23 protein-coding genes and 1 pseudogene are annotated in these 25,771 nt (G+C 61.9%); 11 read left to right on the top strand and 13 right to left on the bottom strand.

All coding sequences use genetic code 11. The annotated features are described in order from the left end of the window. Positions 1 to 24: 24 nt before the first annotated feature. The 8 genes and pseudogenes from F2P46_RS22835 to F2P46_RS22800 all read right to left on the bottom strand — a co-directional run bounded on the left by F2P46_RS22835 (position 25) and on the right by F2P46_RS22800 (position 10,041). Complete coding sequence (locus F2P46_RS22835; RefSeq protein WP_166894459.1) at positions 25 to 2,883, bottom strand: DUF4132 domain-containing protein; 2,859 nt, start codon at positions 2,881 to 2,883, stop codon at positions 25 to 27. A 190-nt stretch (positions 2,884 to 3,073) separates the two neighbouring features. Continuing rightward, on the bottom strand, positions 3,074 to 4,261 hold the full coding sequence (locus F2P46_RS22830; RefSeq protein ID WP_166894457.1) for a serine hydrolase: 1,188 nt from the start codon (positions 4,259 to 4,261) through the stop codon (positions 3,074 to 3,076). A gap of 111 nt (positions 4,262 to 4,372) precedes the next feature. Continuing rightward, a complete protein-coding gene (locus F2P46_RS22825; RefSeq protein WP_166894455.1) occupies positions 4,373 to 5,038 on the bottom strand; it encodes a hypothetical protein in 666 nt (221 codons plus the stop codon). Between the two features lie 69 nt (positions 5,039 to 5,107). Then, positions 5,108 to 5,971 (bottom strand): HNH endonuclease signature motif containing protein, encoded by an 864-nt coding sequence (locus F2P46_RS22820; RefSeq protein WP_166894453.1) that lies wholly within the window; start codon positions 5,969 to 5,971, stop codon positions 5,108 to 5,110. Further along, positions 5,968 to 7,542: an AAA family ATPase gene (locus F2P46_RS22815; protein WP_166894451.1), complete on the bottom strand. Its 1,575-nt coding sequence runs from the start codon at positions 7,540 to 7,542 to the stop codon at positions 5,968 to 5,970. The genes F2P46_RS22820 and F2P46_RS22815 overlap by 4 nt, the downstream gene beginning before the upstream one ends. A 187-nt stretch (positions 7,543 to 7,729) precedes the next feature. Continuing rightward, positions 7,730 to 8,532 (bottom strand): annotated as a pseudogene (gene dkgB / locus F2P46_RS22810) (2,5-didehydrogluconate reductase DkgB). Between the two features lie 142 nt (positions 8,533 to 8,674). Further along, on the bottom strand, positions 8,675 to 9,685 hold the full coding sequence (locus F2P46_RS38865; RefSeq protein ID WP_208296736.1) for an L-2-amino-thiazoline-4-carboxylic acid hydrolase: 1,011 nt from the start codon (positions 9,683 to 9,685) through the stop codon (positions 8,675 to 8,677). A 146-nt stretch (positions 9,686 to 9,831) separates the two neighbouring features. After that, positions 9,832 to 10,041, bottom strand: a complete 210-nt coding sequence (locus F2P46_RS22800; RefSeq protein WP_166894448.1) for a hypothetical protein — start codon at positions 10,039 to 10,041, stop codon at positions 9,832 to 9,834. 665 nt (positions 10,042 to 10,706) lie between these two features. Here F2P46_RS22800 and F2P46_RS22795 point away from each other — a divergent pair. The 3 genes from F2P46_RS22795 (at position 10,707) to F2P46_RS22785 (ending at position 13,337) form a co-directional block, all read left to right on the top strand. Further along, positions 10,707 to 11,057 carry a gamma-glutamylcyclotransferase family protein gene (locus tag F2P46_RS22795; protein ID WP_166894446.1) on the top strand — a complete coding sequence of 117 codons (351 nt, stop codon included), beginning with the start codon at positions 10,707 to 10,709 and terminating at the stop codon, positions 11,055 to 11,057. A gap of 988 nt (positions 11,058 to 12,045) precedes the next feature. Further along, entirely contained in the window at positions 12,046 to 12,699 is a 654-nt protein-coding gene (locus tag F2P46_RS22790; protein WP_229509412.1) for a HupE/UreJ family protein, read from the top strand. Between the two features lie 8 nt (positions 12,700 to 12,707). Beyond that, positions 12,708 to 13,337 carry a hypothetical protein gene (locus tag F2P46_RS22785; protein WP_166894443.1) on the top strand — a complete coding sequence of 210 codons (630 nt, stop codon included), beginning with the start codon at positions 12,708 to 12,710 and terminating at the stop codon, positions 13,335 to 13,337. Here F2P46_RS22785 and F2P46_RS22780 read toward each other — a convergent pair. From F2P46_RS22780 to F2P46_RS22760, 5 genes are all read right to left on the bottom strand, one after another. After that, entirely contained in the window at positions 13,313 to 13,576 is a 264-nt protein-coding gene (locus F2P46_RS22780) for a hypothetical protein (RefSeq protein ID WP_166894441.1), read from the bottom strand. The two genes, F2P46_RS22785 and F2P46_RS22780, sit on opposite strands and share 25 nt — an antisense overlap. A 45-nt stretch (positions 13,577 to 13,621) precedes the next feature. Continuing rightward, positions 13,622 to 14,698 carry an alkene reductase gene (locus F2P46_RS22775; RefSeq protein WP_166894438.1) on the bottom strand — a complete coding sequence of 359 codons (1,077 nt, stop codon included), beginning with the start codon at positions 14,696 to 14,698 and terminating at the stop codon, positions 13,622 to 13,624. Positions 14,699 to 14,866: 168 nt separating this feature from the next. Next, a complete protein-coding gene (locus F2P46_RS22770; RefSeq protein ID WP_166894437.1) occupies positions 14,867 to 15,673 on the bottom strand; it encodes an oxidoreductase in 807 nt (268 codons plus the stop codon). 93 nt (positions 15,674 to 15,766) lie between these two features. Beyond that, positions 15,767 to 16,372, bottom strand: a complete 606-nt coding sequence (locus tag F2P46_RS22765) for a TetR/AcrR family transcriptional regulator (protein ID WP_229509411.1) — start codon at positions 16,370 to 16,372, stop codon at positions 15,767 to 15,769. 44 nt (positions 16,373 to 16,416) lie between these two features. Then, positions 16,417 to 17,580, bottom strand: a complete 1,164-nt coding sequence (locus F2P46_RS22760; protein ID WP_166894433.1) for a tyrosine-type recombinase/integrase — start codon at positions 17,578 to 17,580, stop codon at positions 16,417 to 16,419. 224 nt (positions 17,581 to 17,804) lie between these two features. On the opposite strand from F2P46_RS22760, the gene F2P46_RS22755 reads away from it, so the two are divergent. From F2P46_RS22755 to F2P46_RS22720, 8 genes are all read left to right on the top strand, one after another. After that, positions 17,805 to 18,050 (top strand): LuxR C-terminal-related transcriptional regulator, encoded by a 246-nt coding sequence (locus tag F2P46_RS22755; protein WP_166894431.1) that lies wholly within the window; start codon positions 17,805 to 17,807, stop codon positions 18,048 to 18,050. Further along, positions 18,047 to 18,250: a helix-turn-helix transcriptional regulator gene (locus F2P46_RS22750; RefSeq protein ID WP_166894429.1), complete on the top strand. Its 204-nt coding sequence runs from the start codon at positions 18,047 to 18,049 to the stop codon at positions 18,248 to 18,250. The genes F2P46_RS22755 and F2P46_RS22750 overlap by 4 nt, the downstream gene beginning before the upstream one ends. 265 nt (positions 18,251 to 18,515) lie before the next feature. Continuing rightward, positions 18,516 to 19,100 carry a hypothetical protein gene (locus F2P46_RS22745; RefSeq protein WP_166894427.1) on the top strand — a complete coding sequence of 195 codons (585 nt, stop codon included), beginning with the start codon at positions 18,516 to 18,518 and terminating at the stop codon, positions 19,098 to 19,100. A gap of 50 nt (positions 19,101 to 19,150) precedes the next feature. After that, positions 19,151 to 19,663 (top strand): lysozyme, encoded by a 513-nt coding sequence (locus F2P46_RS22740; RefSeq protein ID WP_229509407.1) that lies wholly within the window; start codon positions 19,151 to 19,153, stop codon positions 19,661 to 19,663. Positions 19,664 to 20,156: 493 nt separating this feature from the next. Further along, complete coding sequence (locus F2P46_RS38585; protein ID WP_306667704.1) at positions 20,157 to 20,306, top strand: hypothetical protein; 150 nt, start codon at positions 20,157 to 20,159, stop codon at positions 20,304 to 20,306. Between the two features lie 55 nt (positions 20,307 to 20,361). Next, a complete protein-coding gene (locus F2P46_RS22730) occupies positions 20,362 to 21,432 on the top strand; it encodes an AI-2E family transporter (protein ID WP_368737945.1) in 1,071 nt (356 codons plus the stop codon). A gap of 329 nt (positions 21,433 to 21,761) precedes the next feature. Then, the gene (locus F2P46_RS22725; protein ID WP_166894425.1) at positions 21,762 to 25,025 is read left to right on the top strand and encodes a di-heme oxidoredictase family protein; all 3,264 of its coding nucleotides are present in this window, start codon (positions 21,762 to 21,764) and stop codon (positions 25,023 to 25,025) included. Between the two features lie 150 nt (positions 25,026 to 25,175). Next, a complete protein-coding gene (locus F2P46_RS22720) occupies positions 25,176 to 25,670 on the top strand; it encodes a hypothetical protein (RefSeq protein WP_166894423.1) in 495 nt (164 codons plus the stop codon). The last annotated feature ends 101 nt before the right edge of the window (positions 25,671 to 25,771 follow it).

Genomic DNA, 25,771 nt, shown 5'->3' with positions numbered 1-25,771 from the left:
CTGGTCAGCAGTTGCTAGAGGGGATTATTGGGTGCGCTTGGCGTCAAGCAATTGCAGGTGCGACCACAAGGTGGCCAGCAAGGCTTTCGGCAGGCTGGCAGGGGCGACCAGCTTGCAGCCGCCGCCCATGCGCCGCACCTCGATGCCATGCACCTCGACCGGCGTGCCCAGATTCATGTATGGCGAGCACAAGCCGTTTTCCAGCCGCACTTCCAGCCCGGCCGCCGGGAGTTGCCATTCCCGCCAGTCGATCGACGGCCCGTCGCCCACCGGGCCGGGGCGGTAGCCGCACTGAGTGGCAATCGCAGCGTAGTGCTCCTGGGGCACCGTCAGGCCCGCCGGCGCCAGCAAGCGTTCACCCGACATCGCCGCTGCAGGGGGCAGTCTGGCTGGCGCGCCGGTCTGGTCGATCAGGGGCGTAAGTTGATAATCGGCAAAATGACTGCGCCACGCCTCGGTCTCGCCCGCGCGGGCGGTGGCCGGATGCCACAGGGCGACCTGCGCATCGGGCGGCAGATGGCATACCTCGTCGTTCGCGTGCAGCAAGGAAAAGTCTTCGGCGATACGGAAACTGGCGGCGGAAGTACCCTGGGTTTGCCAGATCAGGCTGCGTCCCATGATTTTCAGCAGCGGATGATCGAGGAACAGCGCGGTCCAGCGCGCCGCGCTCCAGGTCTTGGCGGTGACCAGGGCGGCCAGCATGCGCGGACCTTGCAGCTTGCCGACCGCTTTCAGGCTGGCGCTGGCGGTCTTGAACTGGTTGCTGGCGATCTCCCACGCTTCGCGCGTGGCGTCATCCTTGTTGGCCGGCAGCGTTTTCGACACCTTGCCGTTGGCGTCGACCAGGCGCAGGCTCAGGTCGCCCTGCAGCACGATCCGGTAACTGGCGTCACCCACCGTGAGCGCGATGCCCTGGCCCAGGCCGAAGTCCGGTGTGAGTTCGTCGAGCAGTTCGGCCAGGGCCAGCTTGCGCCGCGCGGCCGCCGCTTTGAGCGCATCGAGCGCCGCCTCGGGGATCATGCCCCTGACCTTCTTCGACTCCGCAATTTCCAGCACCCGCGCCAGCGCGTACAGCGTGTCGATGCGCGCCAGTTGCTCCACGGCGATCACGGCGCGCTGCTTGCGCGTCTTGGCCCAGCTGAACACCGTCTCGCTGAGCAGGTCGACGATGCGGTCGTCCGCGCCTTTGACGGCCAGTTGCAGTACAAAGCGCAGCTTGGGATTGCCCTCGCTGCCGATCCACAGCGCCACCAGATGCAGCGCCAGGCGCGCGCGCGCTTCGGCCGGCAGATGCGCCAGCAGGGCGCCGGCCAGCGGCGGCAAGCCATCTTCGCCGGTGGCGGCCAGGTGCAGCGCGGCGCGCGCGGCGTGTTCGGACAGCGGCTGGAACATCGCCAGCGTTTCTGGATTGTCGAGCGGCTTGATGGTGGCCGACCAGCGCTTGATGCCGGCCGCCTGGGTTTCCAGGCGCGCCAGTGCGGCCTCGCCCGTGTCGGGTGCGGCGCCGGGCGTGCCCTGGGCCAGGTGCGCCTCCACCGAGCTGGCCGTTGCCGCATCGAGCTGGCCGGCGGCGAGCATGGCCGCCAGCAGGGGGCTGGCGCTGGACTGGTCCGGATGGGCGATGAGCAGGTCCTTGCAGGCCAGGCGCAGGTTCTTGTTGCGCACATTGAGCCAGCCGGCCTGCACGATATCGGCGATGGCCAGCGTTTTGCCCGCCCCGGCGATGGCCTCGCGCAGCGCTTTCGAGGCACTTTTGCCGATCAGCGTGCCCACCTCCGGCAGGACGCTGCGCAGCAGGTCGGCACCGAGCAGCGGGATCAACTGGTCCAGGTTGGCCGGCACTGCGGTCAGCATCAGATCGGGCCGGCTGGAGAGCACCTCCGGCACGAGCTCGCGGTATTGACCTACCGAATCGCGGGACGCCATCATCAATGGCAGGAGCATGCTCACCAGAACCGGGTATTGCCGCGTCCAGATCAGCGTGGCGGTGGCCAGGCTACAGTGATAGTGACGTTCCCGCAGCACTGTGCCGATGAACGCTTCATCGCTGCGTATCAGCCGGTCGACGGTCTCGGCGACATACTCCTGGTCGGCGCCCTCGTGCCGGCGCATCATCATCAGCAGGCTGCCGATCATGTCTTCCCGCAGTTTTGGTGAAGCGGCCTCCCAGCGCTGCAAGATCAGTCCCGGATCGTCGAGCGCGTTGTGATGGCGGTCGATGTACTCCGGATGTTGGCGGAAGAATTCTTGCCACGGCAACCAGCGCGTACGCAGATCGCCGCTTTGCGCGCGGTCCTTGAAGACATGCAGCGCTGTTTCGAAGTAGCGCTCCGCCGTGCCGGACAGGGCGATCAGGTCTGCCGTGTCGTCCAGGGTGTCGACCAGGTCGCGTACGCTGTTGCAGCCTTGCTCATCGGTATAGCCTGCCGCACGGCTCAGGGCCAGGTTCCATTCCAGCAGGTTGAACACGCGTCTGCGCGGTATGCCGGGATACGCCAGGCGGTCGATCATGCCGCGCATGACGAAAACGAGGGCGTCCTTCCGGGCGCCGGTGCCGGCCAGGTATTGCTCGGCGAGCTCGCACAATTCGCGCGAAAAGGCTTCATCGCGCTGCCTGACGGCGTGCCATGGTTCGCGCAGCAAGACGCCGCGCGGCACGGTCAGCCGCGCCAGCGACAGCCAGAGCGCCGGATCGGTTTCCCACGCCAGATTGTTGCTCGCATACCCCAGCAGGCTCAAGACCGATTCATCGCATTGCCTCAAGAAATCGAACACCTCCTGCTCGCGGCCATCCTGCAGGCGCCGGCTGATTTCGCCGGCCAGGACCTCGAAGTTGGCGTAGCTGCCGTCGATGTCGGCGAGCGCTGTGGTGGAAAGTGGCATATCGGTCATTGAAACGTTGGGTTCAGTGGGCGGCCCGCCGTGGCAGATACTGATTTCCAGCAGAGGGGGAATTGCGTGCACGACAAATCGAATTGTAGCAGTTGGGAAACTTGTCGGGATTACACATTTATCGCGCCGACCAGGCGCGCGCCCGACTTGACGTCAGGTAGCGCGCCTTGCCGCCAGGGGCCTATTTCACGGCCGCCAGGATGGTGCGGTCGAGCACCTCGAACGGGAATGCGGCCTTGTTCAGGTTGTAATTCTCGCCCGTGAACACGGCCACGATCTCGAGTGCCGGGACGATCATGATGAACTGCCCGCCATTGCCATCGGCAAAAATCACATCATACGAGGTGTTTTTGACGGTCTCGACGCTGCGCCACCAGAAGTAGCCGTAGCCGTTGCGTTGCGGCAGGCTGGCGAATTGCGTGTGCTGGCGCGTCGATTCGGCCATCCACGCCGCCGATACCAGCTGCTTGCCATTCCATTGGCCCTTTTGCACGACCAGTTGGCCGAGCTTGGCCATGTCGCGCGGGCGCATCTGAATGTGGCCGCCGGTATCGGTCTGGGCGCCGTTGTCGAACGAGGCCCACTTGGCGCTCTTGATGTTCAGCGGGCCAAACAGGAATTCATCGGCAAACGCCGGAACCGGCTTTTTGCTGGCCACGGCGATCACGCGGCCCAGCGCGACCGGATTGCCGGTGCAGTAGCGCGTCACGCTGCCGGGCGCGGCGTTCGCCTGGATGCCGGTGTAGAAACGCAGCCAGTCGGTCTGCTGGTACATCTTGTCTTCGTGGCCGGGCGAACTGGCGCTCCAGTCATTGCAGTCGAGGCCGCTACGCATGGTGAGCAGGTCGTCGAGCTTGGGGGCGAGCCGGAACGCCGGCGCGTTCGGATACGCGGCGCCCAGGTAGCTGTCCAGGGTATCGCTCACGCCGCCGACCACGCGCTGGTCGATCGCCACGCCCACCATCAGCGAGGTGATACTTTTGGTCGCCGAGCGCAGGTCGTGCAGGGTGTCCTTGTCGTAGCCGTTCCAGTACTGTTCCAGCACCGGCTTGCCGTAACGGGTGACCAGCATGCTGGACATGCCATGGCTGGCGGCGTCGGGCAACTTGGCGATGCCGTCGGCCAGCACGGCCGCATCCATGCCGACCTCGGCGGGTGGCACCAGGGTCCAGTTATCGCCCGCGTTGGGCGCCACCCGGACCTTGGTATCGGAATTGTTGCCGATGGTGCCGCTGCCGTTGCCCTTGCCGCCGTCATCGCCGCCGCCGCAGCCGCTCATGGCGGCGGCCAAAGCCAGGGTGCAGGCGAGGGCGCCGGTTGAGTGCACTAGCGGGCGCAAGGACAAGCGTGTGGACTTTTTAGTTTTCAAAGTATCTCCGTGTAATTATCGGCTTGTCTTTACCGCGACAAGTGACCCGATTACATCACACGGACGATACTTGTGGAAATATATATTTCTTTCGATAACATTGACTGCTAATCAAGGCGCGCCGCACCGCGTGCCGCAAGCCGGGCTGGCGGCCGCAAGCGACGGATCGGCCGGGCGCAGGTCGCAGCCGCTGCTGTCGGCGTTGATCACCAGCGGGCCGAAGGCAATTTCCACCGGCGCCAGGCGGCGCGCGGCGCGCGTCGGGTAGACCCAGTGTTTTTCGGCGACGCTGACGTGGCAGCAAAACACGGCTTTGCCGGCGCCGCCCTGCGAGCTGCGCGGATAGCCGTTCTGGTCGGCGATGGCGACAATGCCGTCGAACGCCGCGCGCACCGCAGGCGCCGGGTCGCGCAGGTCGATCCCGACATGGTCGAGGAAGGGGCGCGGGCGGCGCTGGTCCGGGCTTTCGCGCAGGTCGTCCTGGGCCACGTTGATCGACGAAAAAATCAGGTTCATCCCGCTCGGGCAGGCGAACTTGATGTAGCCATCTTTCTCGTTGTCGATGACGGCGCCGCCGGCCAGCAGGGCGGCGCGCGGCAAACTGGCCGTCTCGTCCACCTTGATATGCACGTGCATGCAGTTTGCCACCTCGAGCACGGCGCGGAACGGCGAGCCGGCATCGAAGCTGGCGAGCACGTCGTCAGCGGCGCCCTGATCGAGCAGCCCGAGGGCGTTGGCAATGCCGAGGGTTTTTTGAACTTGATCGCGTGCCAGCATCTGGTCTCCTGGGTGTGGGGGAATCGCCTTGGAGTATGCGTATCTGTGCGGTAAAAATCAACAAGCTACTCAAGCTTGAACGTAGTCATGCAGCGCTTGATACATCCCCTTCATCCAATGATTGATAAAAGGCGCTTTATTGATGCCAGGGGTCAGGATGCAATTGGCAATTGCATGGGAACTGAGTCCCGCGATCCGCAAATTGGCGATTTGTTCCAATGTTGTTGGTAAGAGTCGTGCAGATTCGATAGCGTACCGTTTCTCCAAACCGAAATCGAGAAAATGTTTTTGAACCCGGGCTTTGTTGACTTTGTCCCACTCCCGCGGGGGATTGACATAGTAGTAAATCGACGTCGGCAAGTCGTTGGCGTTGAGTACGCACTTGGCGAAGATCCACTGGTGCGTGAAAAAGCGCTCATTGTCGACGTACGGCTGGATTAACTGATCTGCCGCTTGCGTCGCGAAGCCTTGGGCTTTGCCATCCATATTGCAGTCGCGACACGACGGGATGAGATTCTGTGGTAGCGTCGAGAATTGCGGGAAGTGTGCCTTTGGCAAAAAATGATCCAGATTGCGGGGCCTGCCGATGCCGCCGCAAAAAGGGCAATCCTCCTCGGCGGAATTGAGCAGCTTGTCGTAAATTGCTCTCGACGCTTTCTCCTCGTTTACAAAATAATACTGATACAAATTGACCAGTTCCGATTTGTGCAGGTCGCCTATGACAATCGGGTCCTTGTCGGCAGTCGTATCGATGGGCGCGATGCAATACAGTTCCCCGATCGCACCTGCATCGCTATAAGCGGTCCCCGCCAGCACCAATGCAGACTTGGCCGCCTGCATTTTTGCCTTGAAAATCTTGTTACCAGTGACTCCTTCGATGCACTCGTCAAGTGTCGATGCGAAGTCGCGCGTCGGTGCCTTCAGACGCATCATGTCGACGCGCTCCGGTCACGCACCGCAATCAGTACGGCGAGAATCGCCCGTCCTTCGAGTCCGAGCTGGTCATTGTAACGATTGATTACCTCGTCAAATGAGGCGCCATCATTGACAGATTGTTCCAAGAGACTATGGAAGCCGGAGCGGGCCACTTCCAGGCTGAATACTTCACTCGTGAGTATGCCAACATTTTCTCCGAAAGTTTCGATCTTCGGGCGCGCAGCGGAGACGGCTGCCCGAACCCGATACAGTTTCCATACGCAAGAGCGCGGAATTTCTTGCAGTACCACTGGCGAATGGGTTGCAATGATGGCGACGCCATTTTGATCGTGAAGGAGGTCGGCAAGTGCGCGAATGAATGCCGACAGCAGCGGAGGATGGAGATGACTCTCCGGTTCATCCAGAAGCACCAAGGTCTTTTCCTGAACCGTCGCTACAAGGCGTGTAATTGTCAACAAAACGATCGCATGCCCGGAGCTCATGCGAAAGAGGTACTTGTCCACGTCAGTGCCATATTGCGCCAGGAAAGCGCTTGAATCGGACTGGAGACCCGGATTGGCAGCCGCTACGCCCGAATAGGCAGCGTGCAACTGCGATAGCTGCATCGCGGCGAAATTCTCATCGGAACCCAGCTTTTCAATGGCTTGCAGCCATCGCCTCGTCTTGCCCACGTTTCGAAAACATCTGGCGAGCGCTTCAACACAGTCTCCACGCAGGTCTGCAATAGTGCGATTGCGCTCGGGATCCTGTAGATCTTTTAGCCCGATATAGAAATAGCAGGTCCCCATGGCCGGATCCGGCTGTTCCGACGGAGGAACGAAGGGGTCGAAGGCACTGAAGGAGACCGAGACCAGGCTACTGAAATAGTCGTTCCCGATTTCGCTTTGGGGCGTTACCTTTTGATTAAAGAATTTTGCCTCGTGCGAACGCTTGGTAACGGCGTCAATCATGCCGTTCAATAACGTGGTCTTGCCGACGCCGTTGCGACCGATGATGGCATGGATATTGGTGCTCGGAGTCGAGTCGACGTGCACCGAAAAATCGAGCGCGATGCCACCTTGATCCTCTTTTTCCGGGCGATCAAAACTGAAGATGAAATCCGTGCGCTCAGCCGAACCGGTAAGCGCACTCGTATACTGGCCCTTGATCACGGACAGGGTGGTATCGCGCAGAAGGGACTTGCTGAAAACCTTCTCTTCTTTGATGTCGCCGATAAGGTCCGGGTGCAGGACGATGTCCCGCATCCCGTCCAGGATCGCCTTGCTGATATCGCCGGCAAGCTCCGACATGCGACGATAATACTTCACGTCTTGACCGAGCGAGAAATACTTCTGATCCAGTTCGGGGAACTCAGGATCCAGCGTTGCGTATGTGGAATGTTCTTCGGTCTGGCCCCTGAATCCAATCTTCACCGCGCCGACATTGAGTTTGGTTCCGGCAGAGTCATTGAAGTACATATGGAACATGGTGACAAAAGAAAAATCATTCCAATTGTCGACCTCGAGGTAGACGGTATTGGGATCGAGTGTAGTTGGCCAACAAGAGCGTAGAACGATTTTGAAATTCATGGAGACACTTGCCCAATTTTTGGTCAATCTTAGGAGGCCGGAACACGTTTGCCACGACCTTGGGCAATTGTATAGGCGCGAGAACGAGCAGGCGACCCGCATGGCATACATGTCAATGTTTATTGCGACAGTTGCTAACTAACTACACGAGTTCCCTTTACCTGTGTCCTCAAGCCACCCAGGAGCCTCAATCCCACGTCGAGGCCAGCCCCGCAGGATTGACTTCGCGGCCGTTGCGTTCCAGCCCGGCGATCCGGGCCATATCGTCCGGACGCAGGCGCAATGCCTGTGCCTTCAGGTTGCTGGCCAGGTTCTCGCGCCTGGTGGACGACGGAATCACGGCGTACCCAAGTTGCAGCGCCCAGGCCAGTGCCACCTGGGCCGGGGTAGCCTGATGGCGACCGGCGATCTCGCCGAGAAGCGGGTCGGTCAGCAGCTTGCCGTAGGCGAGCGTCATGTAGGACGTGACGGGAATGTTCTGTTCTTGCAGATAGGCGACGAGCTTGCGGTTTTGCAGGTAAGGACTCAGTTCGATCTGGTTGGTGGCAATGGCGCCCTGGCCGACGGCGGCGATGGCTTGCTTCGTATTGGCGATATTGAAGTTGGAGACGCCGATCTGGCGCGTCAGGCCTTGCTGCCGGGCGCGCGCCAGGGTCGACATGGCCGCTTCGACCGGGACGCCTTTGCCTGGCGCCGGCCAGTGAATCAAGGTCAGGTCGACGGCGTCAAGGCGCAGTTTCTCCAGGCTTTCTTGCAGGCTGGGGATGAGTTTGTCGTCAGCGTAGTTGTCGACCCAGATCTTGGTGGTGATGAACAGCTCGCTGCGCGGCACGCCTGAATCGGCGATCGCATGGCCAACTTCGGCTTCATTGCCATAGATCTGGGCGGTGTCGATGGCGCGGTAGCCCAGTTCGAGTGCGTTACGCACGAATCGATCACGACTTGCCCTTGCAGGCGGAAGGTGCCGGCGCCAAAAGTCGGAATACGCATGTGAAGGTCCTGGTTGCTGTTGAGAATAGATCCAGTATGCCGCGCAGACTGTTGTCAAAACAGTGGGGCGTGGGCAAAACATCTGTGCCGCCGCGTCAAGAATAAAGCCTTCGCTGTCCAGTTTCCCGACAGGCGAGGGTGGTCAGGAGGATGCGCCGCCGTCGGGCGGGAGCCGGGAAAACCGGAAATCGCAGTGGCTCGCGCCGCCAGCGAGGGTGTGCGTCCTTACCAGGCGAATGCCGCGCGTTGCATAGGCGTCGAAATCGAGTCCGCAAATGTTCGGCAGGATCTCTTTATCCCCGTGCCGTGCCGCGAATTTGCAAAAGCCGCACGCTGTATAGTTGATGCCGAATTCAAAGTCGTCACCAGGGCCAGGCTCGACGACATCGTAGACGAAATCGTCCGGAAACGCCGACTGGTGGCTTGTTGTGACGCTTTTGGCAGCCTGCTCGCGCAGCAAAGCCCGGTTTTCGGGCGACATGAATTGACGGCCCGAGGCCAGGCGTTCCGCCTCGGGCACGGTGAGCAATTGCGCCTTGTAGGTCTCGCGCTCGATGTCGCCGATCAGGGATGTTGGCAGGCCATGCCGGCGCAGCACGCGGCTGACGGCCATGAAGCCAATCAGACGCATGAAGAAGTCGCTCATGCGGCTTGCCGTGCCTCCAACATAGGGCATGTGGGTGAGCACGATGGCGAATTCGTCCATGACCTCATGCCTGATCTCATCGATATTCGATAGCCCCGTGCGCTCGCGCAGGATCGCTTCGGCAAGGTCGAGGCGAGGGCGCATGGCGACTTCCATCGCGCCGCGATGCGACTCGTAAAAGGGATGGATGATCCGATTCATTGCGAGCCTTTTTGATATACCCGACTGTCGCAAGGATGCCCGATATTCCGCCGCCACGTACAAACAGGCGAAATCCGTCGGCGCCGGCAGGCGCGATCCGGAACCGGGTGGCCAGGGCCGAGCTGTCCTGCATGCGTTTTTCGTGGAAGTCGGGCGAGGCGGCGTGGTGACCAGGTCGCCGACGTCCTCGATCAGCGAAGGCCGGGGAGGGCGCAGCGGTTCGGCGAACGGATCGATGGGCACGAAACCGGGCGCGGGATTGGACCAGAAGGTGAAGCGCACGCGAAAGCCGACCGCTTGCGGCACGTCGCCGCCATCGGGGCGGCTGGTATTCCTTGTAGCTGGTGACCATGCGCGGCTTTCTCTCGTCGGCAACGCGCTTGATCTCGGCGTCGGTGCTCTTGAGGTCCGCTTCGGCCTCGGCCAGCGCATGCTTGACCGGCAGGTAGCGGTTATTGCAATGACGTTGAATCGGTCGTCTCTTTTGCCCGCCTCTTTTTATCAGCGAACCAGGCTAATATCGCCGTCATTCCTACCGACTCGGCGAGCAAGACAAATCCCCACAGGGTATGCGTCTTCCACAGCCCGATCAGTGCCAAAAGAAAAAAGATAGAATGGAATGGAAAATGCGCCTTCCACATGCTCTTCGGACTCACACTCATGCATTCCTCCATTCCTGCCTGTTTTTCTTAGGATTGAATTCCAATTCCGACATGATAACCGAAGCGATACAGCCGCTGATCTTCAATGTGGCCGGCGCTAGCCCCGCCCAGCAGGCTCCAGGCCGTCGACCAATAGCGCGACCAACCATTTTCGTCCGTGAGTACGTGGCCGACGCGTTCGATTGTCCTCAACATTGAATAGCAACGCCTTCAGTACACAATATTTATCCATTTTGCACAGAGGTTGGCCGAAGCGCAACACCATTCTAACCACTGCATTCGGTGTTAAGGCCAAGTTCAGATGTCCCGCCTTTGTCCAAGTAGAAATGTCTTGACTGGATTCGGTCGTGATTTCACTTTCCGGTTTAGGCAATCTCGCCGGCAACTGGACCAGAGTTAGCTTGCGCTGAAATGTAGACAAGTAGGGGCACGCATAGCTGCTACAACGATGATTACGCATAATCTATATTATGTTAAATAAAGGATGATAATGACGCTATCTTCGACTCAACTGTCCGAGTGCTTGGCAAAGACCGGGGGTTGGTATTTTGACGTCAGCGCTCCAGAGTGCGACCACGGGGTGTCGGCGTGTGTACAATCCGGTGGTTGTTCCACATTTGCCGGACATGCCAAAGCACGCTTCACTGATGATCCGAAGGATACATATGCCATTGCTGTTCTCGTATGGAACCTTGCAACAAGAAGGCGTCCAGCTCGCCACATTCGGGAGACTGCTCGCCGGGAACCCAGACGCCCTGGTTGGCTTTGCGCAGTCCGTGGGGAAAATTGATGACCCGGAGGTCGTCGCCACAAGCGGTAAAACGCACCATCCGATCGTCCGGCGTCGTGATAATGCAGAAGACCGGGTGCAAGGAACAGCGTTTGACGTCACTGACGCCGAGCTCGGCCACGCTGACGCGTATGAAGTCGATGCCTATCAGCGCGTGTTGGCAGCGTTGGCTTCAGGGAGGCAAGCTTGGGTGTACGTGGATGCCCAGATGGCGTCGGTTACGTAATCTTCCGAAATGAAGATGTTGAGTATTGAATGAATATGATCGATGAAATCGTCAGTGCGGACGGCCGTTTTCGGGCCGAGTTTGTCAGGCGTGACGACGGCACGTACGGCTATATCTCGTTCATCAATTACCGATGGAGGCCAGCCAGTACACGCCCGGCTGGATAAAATGTCAGTTTTGGGGTCTCCGGTTCTATCTTCTGGACCTGGATCGATGGGGCGGCAGCCGGCATCTCACCTGCGGGCAGAGAGTCATCGACACGGTGCAAAGCTGATTGACGTTTGGCGCCGCCAGCGGGAGTAATGCACGATTGCGATCGATCGACGGCTTAAGCGGAACAGGTCACAACTGCCCGCAAACCCGGCGATTTAAATCGACAATATTTCTGGTAATGTCGATTTAAAGAGTGAGGCCTGTTTCACGACGGTTGTTTGCTGTGATTGTTTGCTGTGATTGTTTGCTGTGATTGTTTGCTGTAACTGGCGCACATCTGCTTGCACCTTCTGGATTTGGCGTTCGTGGCGCCGCCGGCGGGTTTCACTGGATCTTCCTGGATGCCCAGCGTCCGCTGTTCTGCGCTCTGGCGCGCGGCCGCGTGCTCTTTCTCTGCGCAGCGTGCGGGCGCCACGACAGCCACTTCGTCCGCCTCCCTGTGCGGTTCGTCCGCCAGTTGCTCGACCAGACCCGGGAGCGCCTCTGATGCCCGGCTTGGCCGCGCGCCCCTCCTCTACCTGGAGTTCTTTCAGGAAGCGGTGATCAGATCGAACGGGGCCGTGACCGCCCTGCGCATTTCCGGGACAATCAGCAGGTTTTCGGGCTGCTGACCTCGACCGCCCTGAACATATTCGTGATGCCGGCGCTCTACCTGCGCTTCGGCAGCCAACTGATAATATTATGAAACAAGCAAAACCGGATTCCGGACAACCAGGAGAATAGAGTTATGTTGGTAATTGATCGGGGCGACGCCGCCCGTGCATGGCTGCTGGGCATGGTGCTGTGCCTGCTGACAGCCGGCGCCTGGGCGCACGGGGTATCCGAGTCGGACAAGGGTTTTTTGCAGGGCGCCACGGGCGTGCATTTCCTGCCCTATCTGTACCTGGGCGCCAAGCACATGGTGACCGGCTACGACCACCTGCTGTTCCTGTGCGGCGTGATCTTCTTCCTGTACCGGATGAAGGAAATCGGCCTGTACGTCACCCTGTTCGCGCTCGGCCACAGCACCACCCTGCTGCTCGGAGTGCTCAACGGCTGGCATATCAACGCCTATCTGGTCGACGCCATCATCGGCCTGTCGATCGTCTACCGCGCCTTCGACAACCTGGGCGGGTTCAGGACTGTGTTCGGGTTTCAGCCGAACAAGAAGGCGGCGGTGCTGATCTTCGGCTTCTTCCACGGCCTGGGCCTGGCGACCAAGCTGCAGGATTTCGCCCTCTCGCCCGACGGCCTGGTGCCGAACATGATCGCGTTCAATATCGGAGTGGAGCTCGGCCAGCTGCTTGCGCTCGGCATGATCCTGGTCCTGATGCGTTACTGGAGAACGACCGCCAGTTTCGCCCGCCACGCCTTCACCAGTAATTTTGCGCTCATGAGCGCCGGTTTTGTGCTGGCCGGCCTTCAGTTCACCGGCTATATCAGTCAATAGGAAACACCATGTCCCTGCCTTCAACGAACGCCGGCGCCGTCGCGCCCAAAAAAGAACTCTTGCGCGGTTGCCTGATCGCCGCCGCGGTGGCCGCCGTGCTGCTTACCGTTGCCGTCCTGCCCGCCGAATACGGCATCGACCCGACCGGCGCCGGCAAGGCCCTCGGTTTGACCAAGTTGCACAGCGCCGCGCCGCCCCCTGGCGAACCTGCCAAGGCTGCCGGTACGGTGACGCCGGCGCCGAAGGGATCGACCGTCTCGGCCCCGGGCGAGGTGCGCGCCCTCACCATCGCGTCGAAGCAGACGGTTGCCTACCGGGCCGACACCCGGGAGATCACGCTGGCGCCCGGCAAAGGAGTGGAAGTAAAGACCCATCTGGCGAAGGGGGCGACCCTGATCTTTTCCTGGAAGACCACGAACGGCGAAGCGCTCAACCACGATTTTCATGGCGAGCCGGTGAACGCCAAGGGCGACGAATTCGAGAGTTTCATCCTGGAGAACGATGTGAGCCAGTCCAGCGGCGCCCTGATTGCGCCGTTTACGGGCGTGCACGGCTGGTACTGGAAGAACAAGAGCGACGCGCCGGTCACCGTGGTGCTGCAGGCCAGCGGTTTTTATACCGACATCTTCAAAAAATAGCGCGCGGTGGCTGAAGCGGCGAGGCGCAGGCCACGATCGTGCTGGCCAACAAGCCGGTTGCCACCGGCGAGTTCGTGATCAAGTAAGCCCCTGGCGCCGCAATCCGTCCATTGAAAGGCTGGGGATGAAAAACGTATCGACGCGCGCACCGGGTGTATCTTGGCAGCGGGGTCGGCCTGCTCGCCTGCTTCCTGGTGCGCGCGCTGGTTCAGCGCGGCCAGGTGGACGCGGATCGTCAATATAACATCCTGGCACCGGCCAACAGCTTGACGTGGTGATAAAACTCAGGCTGCCGTTGCTCGCGGATAGTCGGTGTAGCCTTTGTCGCCCGCCGTGTAGAAGGTGGCCGCATCGGGGGTGTTCAGCGCCGCATCGGCGCGCAGGCGTTCGACCAGGTCGGGATTGGACAGGAAGGCGCGGCCGAAGGCGACCAGATCGGCCTGCCCGCTTGCCAGCGCCTGTTCGGCGCCCGCCTTGTCGAAGCCGCCGGCCAGGATGAAGGGGCCGTCGAAGGCGGCGCGCAGGCTTGCCTTGAGGCTGGCCGGCACGGCGGGCGCGCCCATCGCCGAATGATCGAGCAGATGCACGTACATCAGTCCCAGCGCCGACAATTGCTTGACGAGCGCCAGGTATTGCTCGTCTACGCCCTCGAAAGCGCCGGTCGCGTTGAACGCGCCATGCGGCGAGATGCGGATGCCGACCCGGCCGGCGCCAATGGCGGCGGCGACAGCGCGGGCGACTTCGAGCACGAGGCGGTTGCGGCCATCCGGCGTGCCGCCATAGCCATCGCCGCGCTGGTTCACGTTAGCGTTGAGGAATTGTTCGAGCAAATAGCCGTTGGCGGCGTGCAGTTCGACACCGTCGAAACCGGAGGCGACGGCCAGGCGCGCGGCGTTGACGTATTCCTCGATCGTGGCCGCGATGTCGGCGCCGTCCATGGCGCGCGGCGCGCTGTACGCAACGCTGCCCTGGCCGTCTGTCCAGATCTCGCCGGGGCAGGTAGCCGCCGACGGACCGAGCACCTCGGCGCCGGACGGCAGGTTGGCCGTGTGCCCCACCCTGCCGGTGTGCATCAGCTGCACCACGATCTTGCCTCCCTTGGCGTGCACGGCATCGGTCACCTGTTTCCACCCGGCCCCCTGGGCATCGTTGAACAAGCCCGGAATGCGCGCGTAGCCCAGGCCGTTGGGCGAAGGCGACGTGCCTTCGGTGATGATCAGGCCGGCGCCGGCGCGCTGGGCGTAATAGGTCGCCATCAGGCTGTTTGGCGTGTTGCCGATGGCGCGGTTGCGCGTGAGCGGGGACATCACCGCGCGGTTGGCGAGTGGGGTGGCACGCAGGGAGAAGGCGTCGAATAACATGTCAGGGTTCCTTGATGTAGTGTAACTTGATCGGATGGGTCAGGCGGCCAGCAGTCGCGGGGCAACCTGGCCGGTTTGCGAGGCGGCGAACAGGGCCGAGCGCGCCGCGTCGAACTGCGCGACCAGCGCGCTGAAGTCGTGACAGTGCGTTGTTACAGTGATAAGCGCTTAAACCAGTTGCAAGTCTTTGCGCATGCCGGCGTCGAGCAAGCCGGCCGGGGCGAAGGTGCGCAGCAGGCGCAGGCGCGCCGCCAAGCCGCCGGCGGTGTAGCGCAGTTTTGGGCGCGCAACGCTGGCCGCCTTGAGGACCGTCTCGGCCACCACTTGCGGCCCTTCCGCGCCGGCCATGATGTCCTGGATGCGGCGCACGAGCGCGGTGCGCACGGCGTGGTAGGCGTCGAGCTTGGCGTCCGGCTCCATCAAGTTGGCGTCGAACGTGGTCTTGGTGTATGCCGGTTCGATCACCACCGAGCGGATGCCCCAGTTGCGCAGTTCATGGTCGAGCGACTCGGAATAGCCCTCGATGGCGTGCTTGCTGGCGGCATACAGCGCACCATACGGCATCGGCAAAAAGCCGAGCACCGAGCCGATATGGACGATGCGCCCTCCTCCCTGCGCCCGCATGTGCGGCAGCACGGCGCGCGTCATGCGCACCGTGCCGAAGAAGTTGGTGTCGAACACCGCCTGGGCCTGGGCGATCGAGCTTTCTTCGGCGCCGGCCGCGGCCACGCCAAAGCCGGCGTTATTGACCAGCAGGTCGATCCGTCCCTCGATCCGCATGACGGTGTCGACGGCGGCCGCCACCGAGGCGTCGCTGGTCACGTCCAGGGCCAGCATCTGGAAGCCGGCGCTCGCGCCTTGCGCACCGCGCCGGCTGGTGCCGTACACTTTCCAGCCGGCTTGCGCCAGTCGCGCCGCCGTTACCTCGCCAATGCCGGACGAGGCGCCGGTGACCAGTGCGATCTTGCTATTCATGGTGTTTCCTTTCAAATACGCCGACAGGAGGCAAGCGCCTGAATATGATGATCGTCATATTGGCAGTCAAAAAAAGCCCGGACGCGGGCCTGCTCAGTCCGCATCCGGGGAAAATTGTTTCATGGTGGCCGCACACAAGGCCGCCGACAGCTTGGGGTCGTCCACCGCGCGCGCCAGCACGGTGGTGCCGATCAGGGCACAGACCATGGCCAGCGCCTGTTCGTGGGCGCGCGGCTGGCCCCAGTCGGGCATCTGGCGGGCGAACAGGTCGATCACTTCCTTGATGCGCAAGGTGGCGGCGCGCCGCACCTCGGGCGCCTGGCGCGGCATTTCGGAGCCCAGCGCGCATACCGGGCAGCCGTTCTCGATGGAGGCAATATGCTGCGGCGACAAATACGCATCGATCAGCGCCTGCAAGGCTTGCCCCTGGGGCGCCTCGGCGGCGATGCGCGCCACCAGGGCCACCGAGTCGGCGCCGGCGCGGTCGCCCGCCTCGGCCAGCAAGGCGTCGCGCGAGTCGAAGTGGGCATAGAAGCCGCCATGGGTCAGGCCGGCCTCTTTCATGATATCGGCCACGCCGGTGCCGTCGTAGCCGCTGCGGCGGATGGCGCGCGAGGCCACCTCCACGATGCGTTCGTGGGTGGCCTCCTTGCGGCTGACGGCGGGACTTTTGGCGGGTTTCGATTTCATGACGATCATCATATATCACTTTGAATCCGGATGCACGCCGGCGCCTTAACTTTTTACGGGCCGCCCCTGCCGATCACCGAGGCGATGATTTCGTCGTGCCGCTCGTTATCGGTCTTGTGCAGGTAGGCCGCCGTGGTGGCGATGTTGGCGTGCCCGGCCGTGTCCTGCAGGGTTTTCAGCTGCACGCCATTGTTGGCGTGGTTGGTCAGCATGCTGTGACGCAGCCAGTGCGGCGAGGCCTGGCGCAGCACGGCGGCCGTTTCGGTATCACCCTGGCCGGCCGCGGCGAAAGCGGCTGCTGCGAACACGGCTTTGAGCGCCTGGGCGGCGGCTTCGTCGGTGATGCGCGCGAGCGAATGGTTGCGACTCGACAGCACCAAGGGCGTGCGGTCGGTGCGCGAGGTCTGCGGCAGCAAGCCGAAGGCTTGGCGGTAGTCGCGCAAGGCGGTCAGCATTTCCGGCGGCACCGGCAGGCGGCGCGGCTTGTTGCCTTTGCCAATCACGTCAAGCCACCAGCGGCCGTTGCCCTCGGTATAGATCGCCCCCATGTTGGCGCTGACAATTTCGTTCAGGCGCGCGCCGGTGTGCGTAAACGCCACCAGCAAAAAGCGGTCGCGCGCGCGCCGCCGCAGTGCCGACGGCGTCTCGGCGGCGCGCGCCGAGACGGTGGCGAGCGCCAACCCGATGGCATGCGGGGTCAGGTAGCGCGTGATGCGGCTGGCCACCGGCGCCCGGACGTTTTTGACCAGGCGCGCCGGATTGCGCCGCATGTAGCCGGTCTGTTCGGCAAAGGCCAGCAAACCCTTGACGGCGATCATCGCCTGGCGCCGGCTGGCGTCCGACAGCGGCCCCGTGAACGGGCGGTAGCGCGGATCGGTGCGCGGCCACTTGGTGGTGGCGACCCAGTCGGACGGCGGGTTCTTGAGGAATTCCTTGTACAGGTTCAAGTCGGCCACGCTGAGCTGGTGGAACGACCTGCCCGCTTCCTCGCGGCACCAGGTGAGAAAACGGAACAATTCCTTTTGCGTATTGGCGATCGATTTTTCGCTCAGTTCGCCATGGGCGATGAACTCGCGGGCGATTTCGCTGTCGGTGCTGGCGTTCGTGATGGCGTCGTCGGCCACGTGGAAAATGCCGATGTCCGGGCGCTTGGTGTCGCTGGGAACGGGACCGCTGCGGGCTACCGGTTCCAGGTTGATCGGCGTAAATTTATGCATACGGGAAGCCCGGAATACTGTGTTAACGTACAGTATAGCAGTTCGATCATCGCGCTGTTGCCAAGGTTGTCATCGAAGTGCCGACGGTTTGGCCATGTGCGTGGGATGGCCGACAAAAACGTTGTCTTCTTGCCACAAAAAACGCGTGATGTCATTGTCATTTAATACATGGCAAGTGGAGAATGTTCCTTCCAGTCCGACGCCGAGCCAACCACGATCCTTTGATGACAAACCCGGTGCGCCGCGAACTCACCTTTCGCGAGCAAGAGATTCTGTTATTAATCGGGCGCGGTTTCAATTCCAGATCCATCGCAGTCATGCTGGGCATTGCGTATTTCACGGTCAGGAAGCATCGGTCCAATATCCTCGTCAAACTCGACCTCCATGGCGCAGGGCGGATCGACTGTTACGCGGCGGTAGCGGCAGGCGGTGCACCGGACTTGAATTTTGCGCAGCATGGGCGACCTTGAGCAAGCGCCAGGTCGACGTTGCGCTGAAGGTGTCCGCCGGGCTGACAAGCAAGCAAATCGGACGCTTGCTGTTGGTCAGCTACCAAACCGTGGCAAAGCACCGCCAAGCCATCTTCAAGTTATTGGGAGTGCACTCGGTGGCCGAACTGGCCTTGGGTATCGCGGCAGCGGGACTTGGCGATACCCTATCGGAGTTATAGGCGCGCTCCGCTGCTCTCTGTAAGGTGGGCTTGTCGGCGGCAATCTTGCCCCCGACTGTGGTACGGCGAGAACGAATTCGTTAATAAGGAATAGCGCCGCCAGGAACCCCGGCGGAATCTTTTCAGCGAATTAGAAATTGCCTTGCCTTAAGACTATTCATTCTCAGGAGAACGACGTGAGCTATATTTTCTCGAATGTAAAACCACCGCTGTTGCGCGACAACCCCGCTATTCTCAGCGTCCCGACAGCATCGCTGATGGGCCGGTGCACACGTCGACGGATCAGCCAAATTCACCTATTACCTACAACGATAGCCAGCACGATCACTGGCAGACCTATAACTCGTTTATCATCACCAGGTATCAGGTCTGGCGCTTGAATGAGGCGCCGTACCATGCGACGTCCGACGGTTTCCACGCACGCTCTGTCACCACCGGGTATGACGAAACCAAGATGACGCAGTTCGTGAAAACCATCTCGGCAACTGCCGGCGCTGCCGGGTTCGGGATGTCGGCGTCGGTAACGGCGAGTCTGGAACTGACGGACCAGAATACGCAAACCTGGTCCACGTCCACGACGGACACGACGCAGTTGAATTACGTAGCCAAAACCACGTATGACAGTTGGACGCTGTTCGAACACCTGGAAGTTGCAAGCCAGCTATGGTACCAATACGAATACAAGGGTGATCCGGCGCCGGGATATACCAAGCAGGGAGATCCGCAAGTGACGGTCGTCGAAGTCGCCATTCTTAATTTTGACGACTCCGTTGCGGACCCCACTGCGCAATATGTGCGGACGATTCAAGCCGTGCTGGCGCATACGGGTGGCGCCCTCCACCCCGCATAAGCCTCGCTTGACCACGATGCGATGCATGGCGCGGGGATGCTCGCCGGAACATGGGCATCCCCGATTCAACCCGCCTTACCGATGTTTTACCTGGCATTCCACACCACATGGGAAAAAAGATGACACCAGAAATGCAATACAGTGCAAATGGACTGGCGTTGACGGAACAATTTGAAGGTTGCAAGCTGACCGCCTACCGCGATTCCGGTGGCGTCTGGACCAATGGCTACGGCAATACCCACGGCGTGGTGCCGGGTTCCACCATCACACAGCAACAAGCCGTGGCGGACCTCGAGAAAAACATCCAGACCAGCGTCAACGACGTCAATCTGCTGGTGAGCGTCGAGCTGACGCAGGGCGAATTCGATGCCCTGGTCGATTTCGATTTCAATCTCGGGCGCGGCAATCTGCAGAGATTCACCCTGTTGACCGACTTGAATGCGGGCAATTTTGCCGCGGCTGCCGAACAGTTCGACAAATGGGACCGCTGCAACGGCACGGTCCTGGCTGGCTTGCTGCGGCGCCGTCAAGCGGAGACCAAGGAATTCGACGGTGCGAGCTGAACACAGACCGGCAGCGCTGAACGCCAAACCGCCCCCCTGAAACTCACGATCAACCGGCGGCGGCGCCGTCGCCGGCCGGCACGGGTCAATACGCCCCGCGAATCGTCGTACCCTCCCAACACTTCCTCACAATCGCGGCGGCGGCGGCCGAAAGCGTGCTCCCCCCGTCGGCGCCAGCACCAGTTCGGCCGAGCGGTCCGTCAAGACGCAAGTCGGCTACATGAAGCTGCAACGGAAAAACGCCGAGCACCAAGCCGATGTGGAGGATGCGCCCCCTCCCTGCGGGCGCATGTGCCGTCCCCGGCATGCATTTGTGCATGCCGGGACGATTGAAAACTGTATAAGCGTACAGTGTGGCGGTTTGCCCGTCTTCCCTGTCACCGTGTTCGGCCTCATCCGCAGCGCGGCGGGAGGTATAATTTCACCCCATTCCGCCTGGCGGTCCAGAATCGGTTCCGACGTTTTACACACTTCATCACGACAGGCATACTTCATGGCATGGTTCTTTGACCCGACTATCCGGGTCGGCTCGCTGACACTGGTGGCACTTGAGATCGTGCCGGGCATCGACAATCTCATTCTTGATCGCCATCCCAAGGCCCGCCCGACCGGTCTCTCGCCGGTCATGCCGCAGTGCCGGTGACGCGCCCTTGTTCGGACAGCGAGCCGCAAATCAAATGAAAAACGGAGTAGAAGGCGTGTCAAAATTTCCCGTCTTGCCGATCGTATTCGCGGCTGCGCTGGCTTTCCTGCTCCAGCACTTCCTTGGCTCCCTGGCATGGGCCGGACTGCTGGCGGTCATTACCTGGCCACTACACGAGCGGCTGCTGCAAAGAGGCTGGTCCAGGGTTGCCAGCGCAAGCACGCTGGTCGCCGTGCTGGTGATCACGCTCGCGGGTCCATCCATCTTTCTGATCAATACGCTGAGCAATGAACTGGAAACCGTGGAACGCTTGCTCGGCGAGATCAACCAGACCGGTATTGCGGCGCCGGAATGGCTGGCGCGCTTGCCGGTGGTCGCCGAACCGGCGATGAAGTGGTGGCAGGAAAACCTGGCCCAGCCGGGTGGACTGAGTTCCCTGATCCAGAGCACGGCGGGAGAATTCGTGCCCTTCCTGACGGGTACCGCCCGTACGCTGGGCGCCACCATCCTGACCAATGCCCTGTACCTGTTCCTGGCCATCCTGACCCTGTTCATCCTGTATCTGCATGGGCCGGCGGTCGCGCACTATGTCGACCACGCCGGCGACCGCCTGCTCCTGAAGCACTACGCGGCGCTGCGCCGCCTGCTGCCGCTCTCGGTGCGCGGCACCGCCCTCGGCCTGTGTTCGGTCGCGTTGCTGGAAGGCCTGGTCCTGGGGCTGGCCTACGCGGTGGCGGGAGCGCCCGCCCCAGTCCTTCTCGGTGTGATCACCGGCTACCTGGCCCTGATTCCGGGCGGTGCGCCGCTGGCGTTCACCTCGGTCTCGCTGCTTCTGCTGGGACAAGGCCATGCGGGCGCGGCGCTGGGCTTGTTTTGCTGGGGCGCCTTCGAGTTGTTTTTGGTCGATAAGTTCGTGCGCCCCAAGCTCATCGGCAAGCGCGTCAACCTGCCCTTCCTGGCGGTGCTCTTCGGTTTGCTTGGCGGCGTCTCGACCATGGGCGTTCTCGGCCTGTTTATCGGCCCGTTCATGATGGCGGTGCTGTTCTGGTGGCTGCGCGGCGGAGAAACCGAGCCGGTACCGACAATCATCGTCGCCGGCCCGGAGCATTCCGCACCGCTCCCCTGATGCGAGGCATCGCCATCGCCAGCCGGCAATGGCTGGCTGCGGCCGAGGGCGCGAGCAATGCCACCCGCTTTCCGTCTCCAGCATAAATATCGGAGCGCCATTCGTCGCGCCCTCCCAACACTTCCTCGCAAAAAACCGCCCCAATGGATGGGAACGTTTCCAGATTGTCATATGTGCATGTTATAAAGATGCAAATTGAATGCAGAGCAATCAGGAAACTGCACACCGTCAGGGTGGCCGCTCGCCCTGGACCAAACAAGAGAAGCATGCCGCCCGGCCCTGCGCCCGGCGGGATCACTTTTAATGAAGTCCGACCAAATGAGGTAAACATGAGATACACAACATCGGGCGCGCGCCGGTACGGCGCGGCGCGGGGACCGTTGCGCAAGCTGTCAGTCCAGGGCCTTCCCCTCGCCCTGACACTGCTGCTGGCCGCTTGCGGCGGCAATGGCAACGGCAACGGCGGCGGCGACCCGGCTCCTGTGGGCCAGGGCGGCATGAGCGGCACATCGCGCCTGGTCGCAGCGGCGGCGGCCGAAACCGCGCTCACCCCGGTCGGCGCCAGCGCCAGTTCGGCCGAGCGGCCCGACCTGGGCGGCGCGGGGGCCATCGACCACAACGACAAAACGCGTTGGGGCAGCGGATTTAACGACGGCGAATCGCTCACGCTCGACTTCGGCAAGCCAGAACTGATCAGCCGGGTGCGGATCGACTGGGAAAACGCCCACGCCAGCCAATACCTCTTGCAAGTGTCGGACGACAAGGCCAACTGGACCACCATCAAAACCGTGGACGACAGCCAGGGCGGCACCGAAGATATCGCCGGCCTGAACGGCAAAGGCCGCTATCTGCGCGTGCAGGGCGTCAAGCGCTCGTCGCAGTATGGCTATTCGATCTTTGAAATCCAGGCATTTTCGGGCACGCCGGTGCCTACGCCCGTGCCTACGCCCGTGCCTACCCCCGTGCCTGCCCCCGTGCCCGGCCCGGTCGACGCCAGCCAACCGGGCGTGGCCATCAAGCCGGTCGCAGCCAGCTCGTCGGCGGTGGAAAACCAGGCCATGTCGGCTGCCATGACGGTCGATGGCAAACCCGCCACGCGCTGGGCCAGCAAGGCCGAAGACGGCGCCTGGATCGAGTTCGACTTCGGCGTCAAGACGCAAGTGGGCTACATGAAGCTGCTCTGGGAAAACGCCTACGGCAAACAGTACGACCTGCGCGTGTCGGACGATGGCCAGAACTGGACCCAGGTGCGCAGCGTCAGCAACGGCCGCGGCGGCACCGAGGAATTCTTCAACCTGGGCGTCAACGCCCGTTTCATCCGCCTGCAGGGCGTGGCGCGCGCCACCCAGTACGGCTACTCGCTGTTCGAAGTCGACTTCAAGAGCCCCGGCAGCGACAACACCGTGCCGCCCGCCGTCACGTCGGCCCATCCATTCCCCGCCAACGGCAGCGCGATGAGCCCCTTGCCGCAAGCGGCCGAAGCGCTCGAAACGCTGCAGTTCACCCTGCCCGACGGCACCCTGGTCACCCGCTTCGGCGCGCGCGGCCTGGCGCGCCACGGCCGCGAGCGTGGCGAGGAGTGGAACGAGATCGGCGAAGGCCCGAACGAAACGATCGACCCGGCCACCGGCCTGGCCGTCAACAAAGGCCCGGGCAATTACCTCACCTTCGTGCCGCAATATTTCAAGAACCGCACCTGGGGCGTCGAAATCATCGACAACAGCCGCGTGGCGGGCGTCACCAAGCCGCAGCTGATCGTCAACCAGTACACGCAGACCGACTTTTTGTCCGGCGGCATCGCCTTCTTCCGCGCCTTCGACCGTCCCGGCGTGACCGGCTACGGCTGGATGAACCCCGGCGAACTGGTCGACCGCAGCGTGGCGCAGTGCGCACCGATCGCCTACCCCGCCAACGGCAAGCTGACCAATGCCAACGGCATCAACGGCGCCTGCACCTTGCTGGTCAAGGGGTATCCGGGCCACGGCGGCATCGACGCCAACGGCATGCCGAACGGTAAGAGCGTGCCGGGTCGCGCACTGGTCGCCGGCGACATCATCGAGGTCTCGCCATCGTTCTTCTCGACCAGGGAGGCCATGGCCGCCAAGGGCGATACCGGCGGCATCCGCTATTACTCGTACGAGTGGGTGTATGTGGTCGGGGCGGGCCTGAAACCGTGGTACGGCGTGCAGCCGCGCCTGAACTCGGTGCCGCTGCCGGAAGAAACCCTGTCCGGCGGCCAGGGCTCGATTTCCTACAACTACACCGATAACGGCCTGTTCATGTTCCAGCAGCCGCACAACAACGTCGGCATGCAAAACATGCAGCGTTTTGTCGAGGGACGGCGCCTGGTGCACACCAGCTTCCTGACCGGCGAGCATAACGAAGGCGGCAACGACCGCTACGCGGCGGTGGTCGGCCTGCAAGGCCAGCGCTACAACCAGTCCGCCTGTATCGCCTGCCACGTCAACAACGGCCGCAGCCCGGCGCCCGCCGCGCTCGGCCAGCGCCTCGACAGCATGTCGGTCCGGGTTGCCAGCGTCGGCGCCAACGGCCAGCAAGTGCCGCATCCGCTGTACGGCACCGCGGTCCAGATGAACGCCGTCTCGCCGACGGGCAGCGCGCAGAATTGGGGCATGGGCGCGCGCGTCACCGGCTTCGAGACGCGCTCGGTCAAGCTGGCCGACGGCGCCACGGTGGAACTGCGCAAACCGACGCTCGGCTTCGAAGGCCCGGCGCCAGACGCCTTCTCGCTGCGCGCGGCCCAGCCGATGATCGGCACCGGCTTGCTCGAAGCGATTCCGGAAGCCGATATCCTGGCGCGCGCCGCGCAAGCGGTCGATGCCGATGGCGTCAAGGGCACGGCCAATTTCGTGTTCGATCCGGAAAGCGGTTCGGTGCGTCTCGGCCGTTTCGGCTGGAAGGCGTCGAAGGCGACCTTGCGTCACCAGAGCGCCGACGCGCTGCTGCTCGACATGTCGGTCACATCGCCGGTGTATCCGAACCGCAGCTGTGGCTTTGACCCGGCCGGTTGCGGATCGAAAGGCGCGCAAAGGGGCATTCTCGAGTCCGACCTGAAATCGATCACGCAGTACCTGGCCCTGGTCGGCGTGCCGGCCCAGCGCAGCGTTGCGAGCGGCTTTCCGAAGGGCGTGGCGCCGCTCGACGAGCACCGCGTCGATGCCCAGCAAGTGAGTGCCGGCGGCAAGCTGTTTACCGGCATGCGCTGCGCCGCCTGCCATACGGTGCAGATGAAGACCGGCGCCGGCCACCTGTTCGCCGAGCTGCGCAACCAGACCATCCGTCCGTACACCGACATGCTGCTGCATGATATGGGCGCCGGACTGGCCGATAAGTTTGCCGAGGGCCAGGCCAAGGGCAGTATGTGGCGTACCGCGCCGCTGTGGGGCATCGGGTATACCGACATGGTCATGGGCCAGGACGGCAAAGTCGGTTACCTGCACGATGGCCGCGCGCGCAACCTGACCGAGGCGATCCTGTGGCACGGCGGCGAAGCCGACAAGTCGCGCCAGCGTTTCGAAGCGCTGTCGGCGCAGGACCGCGCGGCGCTGCTGGCGTTCCTCAAGTCGCTGTAAGCGTTTAAAGCGCGGTGAATGGAAGAGCGCCGGACAGGGCATTGTCCGGCGCTCTTTTTACATGAGTGCATGTCGATTAGAATCTGTCTCTGCGGCATTTCTATCAATGCTATCGACAAATCCGAACACTCTCATAGCAGGTATCCATCCATGAAGTCGGTGTATTTCAAGTATGTGGCGTGCATCATCGCGTTTCTTGCCATCGGGCTGTATGACGTGCAAGACAATTTCAAGGGATATGTCGGTTTCATGGCCTTGTTGCTGCTGCTGTTGCTCACTTTTTTCTTGTCTGGCGCAACAGGGCGCTTTTTCCTCAGCTGGAAACTGTTTTTCACCGGGCTGTTCGGGTTTTTCTTGAGTACTTACGTCGGCTCGCTCTTCAATCCCGCTGTCGAACGGGCGGCGGCGTCGGTGGTTGCCTCCATTTATGAGTACAAGAAGCAGACCGGCGTCTATCCTGACTCCTTGATGCAAGTGGCAAGTGCCGACAATATCAAGGATATTTCCAGGAAAAGGATCAAATACGGCGCCCGGGTTGTTTACGGGCGAACGGAGGACGGTTTTCACCTGAGCTATGAAACCTATGCGTTTAATAGTCAGGCCTGGGACATGGAAAAGAAGGCGTTTGTCGAAATGTTGGATTGACCAGCGGGGCGAGCGCCGGAATAAGATATACTTCGCATTGGGTGTCCACACGTCCGTGTGGCAGGTTTTTGCGATGGTCGGGCCGCCACGCAGCTTTCTTG

It is taken from the genome of Massilia sp. CCM 8734, from assembly GCF_011682155.1.
Taxonomy (GTDB): domain Bacteria; phylum Pseudomonadota; class Gammaproteobacteria; order Burkholderiales; family Burkholderiaceae_D; genus Telluria_A; species Telluria_A rubra.
Note: the sequence above shows the minus strand (reverse complement) of the source record. Positions and strands in the feature narration are given on the sequence as shown.

Coding starts and splice junctions, on each gene's coding strand:
- F2P46_RS22770 (WP_166894437.1), bottom strand. CDS start 15,673: ATGAATAGCAAGATCGCACTGGTCACCGGCGCCTCGTCCGGCATTGGC.
- F2P46_RS22760 (WP_166894433.1), bottom strand. CDS start 17,580: ATGCATAAATTTACGCCGATCAACCTGGAACCGGTAGCCCGCAGCGGT.
- F2P46_RS22725 (WP_166894425.1), top strand. CDS start 21,762: ATGAGATACACAACATCGGGCGCGCGCCGGTACGGCGCGGCGCGGGGA.
- F2P46_RS22775 (WP_166894438.1), bottom strand. CDS start 14,698: ATGTTATTCGACGCCTTCTCCCTGCGTGCCACCCCACTCGCCAACCGC.
- F2P46_RS22820 (WP_166894453.1), bottom strand. CDS start 5,971: ATGATGCGTCTGAAGGCACCGACGCGCGACTTCGCATCGACACTTGAC.
- F2P46_RS22815 (WP_166894451.1), bottom strand. CDS start 7,542: ATGAATTTCAAAATCGTTCTACGCTCTTGTTGGCCAACTACACTCGAT.
- F2P46_RS22825 (WP_166894455.1), bottom strand. CDS start 5,038: ATGCTGGCACGCGATCAAGTTCAAAAAACCCTCGGCATTGCCAACGCC.
- F2P46_RS22800 (WP_166894448.1), bottom strand. CDS start 10,041: ATGAGTGTGAGTCCGAAGAGCATGTGGAAGGCGCATTTTCCATTCCAT.
- F2P46_RS22795 (WP_166894446.1), top strand. CDS start 10,707: ATGCCATTGCTGTTCTCGTATGGAACCTTGCAACAAGAAGGCGTCCAG.
- F2P46_RS22785 (WP_166894443.1), top strand. CDS start 12,708: ATGTCCCTGCCTTCAACGAACGCCGGCGCCGTCGCGCCCAAAAAAGAA.
- F2P46_RS22720 (WP_166894423.1), top strand. CDS start 25,176: ATGAAGTCGGTGTATTTCAAGTATGTGGCGTGCATCATCGCGTTTCTT.
- F2P46_RS22790 (WP_229509412.1), top strand. CDS start 12,046: ATGGTGCTGTGCCTGCTGACAGCCGGCGCCTGGGCGCACGGGGTATCC.
- F2P46_RS22835 (WP_166894459.1), bottom strand. CDS start 2,883: ATGCCACTTTCCACCACAGCGCTCGCCGACATCGACGGCAGCTACGCC.
- F2P46_RS38585 (WP_306667704.1), top strand. CDS start 20,157: ATGGCATGGTTCTTTGACCCGACTATCCGGGTCGGCTCGCTGACACTG.
- F2P46_RS22765 (WP_229509411.1), bottom strand. CDS start 16,372: ATGATCGTCATGAAATCGAAACCCGCCAAAAGTCCCGCCGTCAGCCGC.
- F2P46_RS22740 (WP_229509407.1), top strand. CDS start 19,151: ATGGGCATCCCCGATTCAACCCGCCTTACCGATGTTTTACCTGGCATT.
- F2P46_RS22755 (WP_166894431.1), top strand. CDS start 17,805: ATGACAAACCCGGTGCGCCGCGAACTCACCTTTCGCGAGCAAGAGATT.